General features: G+C 42.4%; 2 protein-coding genes. One reads left to right on the top strand and one right to left on the bottom strand.

Going from position 1 to position 3,325, the window contains the following annotated elements; genetic code table 11:
• Positions 1-1,275: glycoside hydrolase family 3 protein (locus Q0192_RS11310; protein ID WP_299289589.1), on the bottom strand; the 1,275-nt coding region annotated here is incomplete at its 3' end.
• A 449-nt stretch (positions 1,276-1,724) separates the two neighbouring features.
• On the opposite strand from Q0192_RS11310, the gene Q0192_RS11305 reads away from it, so the two are divergent.
• The gene (locus tag Q0192_RS11305) at positions 1,725-3,128 is read left to right on the top strand and encodes a DUF5723 family protein (RefSeq protein WP_299289588.1); all 1,404 of its coding nucleotides are present in this window, start codon (positions 1,725-1,727) and stop codon (positions 3,126-3,128) included.
• Positions 3,129-3,325 lie beyond the last annotated feature (197 nt).

The following is a 3,325-nucleotide window of genomic DNA, read 5'->3' as shown; positions in this document are numbered from 1 at the left end:
CTGTTTGTTTTTCAGCATCACGATGGATTGGCGGGCAGCTTCAAGCGCCAGTTTGCGTCCTTCGGCTGTGCCGTTCACTTTTTCGGCTACATCCGGGTTGAGGTAAGGATGATCAAACAAGCCCAATTTGAATTTATAAAGCAACAGGTTTTCTACCAGTCGGTCAATTTTAGCTTCGGAAACCAAACCTTTTTTTACCAGTTCGGGCAGGTAAACATACGTTTGCGGGATGGGCAACTCAATGTTCACGCCTGCTTCCACAGCCAATCGTGCTGCATCCTGCCAATCTGCCGCAACACGGTTTCCAACTTTGTTTGAGCCAATGGCCAGTTCGCCCAGCGCAAAATAATCGGATACAACGTAACCTTTAAAGCCCCAATCTTTACGAAGGATATCCTGCAGCAGCCATTTACTGGCATGTGATGGCACACCATCAATTTCATTATAAGAAGCCATCAAACTGCCAACGCCGGTTCGTTTGATCACTTGCTGAAAAGGGTACAAAAACACTTCGCGCAATACCCGTTCTGATACGTTTACCGGCCCGGTATTGGTGCCGTTTTCGGGCTGTGCATGTGCGGCAAAGTGTTTTAATGTGGCAATTACTTTGGTAGAATCCAGGTTGCCTTGCAATCCGCTTGCGGCAGCCACGCCCATTTCGCCTACCAAAAACGGGTCTTCGCCAAAAGTTTCTTCACATCTTCCCCAGCGTGGTTCGCGTTCCACATCCAATACCGGCGTAAGCACTTGTTGAATGCCACGGCTCCGGGCTTCATGCGCAGCCAAAGTATAAGCTTGTTTTACCAAATCCGGGTTAAACGTGCCGGCGATTGCGATCGGTTGCGGAAAACTGGTTGCCCCTTTTGCAGTGATGCCATGCAGGGCTTCATCGTGTGCAATAAAAGGTATGCCCAGCCGGGTTTGCTCTATAAAAAACTTTTGTATAGTGTTGTAGGCTTCTACCTGCTGGCGTGCTGTTAGCCAGCCGCGCGTTTTACAAAACTCGGCAATTTGGCCCAGGCCATGGCTGTATTTGCTTTTCAGTACATCCGTTTTGATGTTCAGTTTCGCGTCAATCACTTCGTCTTTAGATTCGTAGTTGATGCACAGCATTTGTGCTACTTTTTCTTCCAGCGTCATCCGTTTGATCAGGTCGGCGGCACGTTGGGCGGCAGGAAGTTTTGGGTTTTTGTAAGGAAGAACTTTTTGCGCCGTACACAATCCTGTAATCAAAAGTAATGGAAGAGTTGCTGCAAGTAGTTTGCTTTGCATCATAAATTTTCTTTAAGGTTTATATTAAAAATCGGTTGGTTTGATGTTGGATAGTTTAATAGTTTCAGGGTTAATAATGGCAATGCTTCTTTTACCCCTATAAAAACGGGTGCATCAATTTAAATAAATCAAAACCACATGTTTGCCAATTTTTTGGCAGTAAAAGAAGCATCTAAAACCAAACGGATAAAATTAACAAAATTTAAAAACGCGGTTGGTTTATATGCGAAAATTTTATGCTTCTTTTACCACTCCAAAATTAGTGCTTACGGCTTTGCTTTTGTTTAAAACAAATGAAGCAAAGAATCAGTAAAAGTGATAAGGCGGCTTTCTGAAAAACCTAAAACCGATGCTTCTTTTACCGCCTAAATTTTGGCCTGGTAACAAATTTAAAACTTGGTTTTAGGCATTCGTTTATTTTCAATTTCGCTAATTTTTATTTTTTTTGTTTGATGAAATACTTCTGGGGCTTGGTCCTGATTTTTATATTTACTTCTTCCCGTGCCCAGCAATTTTCCCATTTTAATACCGGGACACTGTTTGATTCTTTTGAAAACCCAGCCCAACGCGCTTTCATCCCGGATTCAAGCCGGCAGTTTGCTTTCAATTTTTTCTTCCCCAATTTTGGCGCAACCAGTATTTTAACCGGCCATGCACAAGCTTCGGTTAATTCGCTCATCACAAAAGGCGTTTACAACAGTGCCAACCTAACCAACGGACAGGGAAACCTGAACCACTTAAGTTTAGCATCAAATTCGTATTGGTTTATGCTGAAAATGTACAACCGGCTGGACGGCGACCAGGAGTTTGGCATTTCGGCACAAACAAAAGCGGAAGGCCACGGCAGCGTAACGGATGAGACTTTGCTTTTGCTCGATTCGTACAAAAACTTTGACAACGGAAAGTTGAACCAGGATTTGTTTAACGACTTTTTGGAAGGCCAGGCTTATCACCAGTTCAGCTTAACTTTCCGAAAAAAAGTAGATGCAAATGTTGCTTTTGGGTTGAAACTGAGTACGTTGCTCGGTATTTATTACAACAAACTGGATATCGAACATTCGTCGTTTGCTGTTAACCCGGACAGCAAGCAGGCAAACTTGTTTTTGCAGGGAAAGTATCAATCCAACTATTACGGTACTTATAGAAAGCGGGATATATTGGGTCTAAAAAACCCGGGCGCAGCGGTCAGTTTTGGTTTGCAGGCGCAGTTGGATAACGGTTTGCTGCTGCAAGGAAACGTTAAGGATTTGGGTTTTATCCGTTGGAACAAAAGCGCGGTAACTTATAATTTTAGCGGTACGCAAAACATCAACCGGGTTAGAGGCACAACAGAAAACGATACGCGAGTTTTGACCGCGACGGATAGTTTGACCAGCATTAACGGCAGCCAGCACGCTTTTTACACACCCATCAATGGCAAAGCTGATTTGGCCATCAGCAAAAAATTTATTTTAGTTCCTGAGTTTTCTTACACACCAGCTTTTATTATCTCCAAAGAACTGTTTTTTAATGGATTGACAGCGGCTTTGGTCAATCATTTTACTTATCGAAACCTGTGGGTTACAGCTTTGGCTTCTTATAACCAAGACCGGGCCTGGAGCGCTGGCGGGCAGTTGATGTACAAATCGCCCAACGTAGAGTTTTATGTTGGAACGGAGCAATTGTTTCAATCTGTCCGCGCTTTTAAAGCAACCAATACAAATTACAATTCTTCCGGGATGAATGCTTTTATCGGTTTTTCGGCCAAGTTCGGGCGTTTTATTGAGCATCCGGCAAACGCAAGTACAATCCCGATGGGCGAAGAAAAAGGTTTTTTTGACCGGATGTGGACACGGATTTTTAAACGCTCTTATTAAGAAAAGTTAATGGTTAATGGTTCATTGCAAATACCAATTTTATAGTGCTAAAAGAAGTATTGTGAGTTAAAAAAAGTTAATGGTTGATGGTTCATTGCAAATACCAATTTTATAGTGCTAAAAGAAGTATTGCAAGTTTCTTACTATTAACTATTAACTATTAACTATTAACTATTAACTATTAACTATTAACTATT

The sequence above is a fragment of the uncultured Mucilaginibacter sp. genome (assembly GCF_937859865.1).
In the GTDB taxonomy this organism is placed as follows: Bacteria; Bacteroidota; Bacteroidia; order Sphingobacteriales; family Sphingobacteriaceae; genus Mucilaginibacter_A.
Note: the sequence above shows the minus strand (reverse complement) of the source record. Positions and strands in the feature narration are given on the sequence as shown.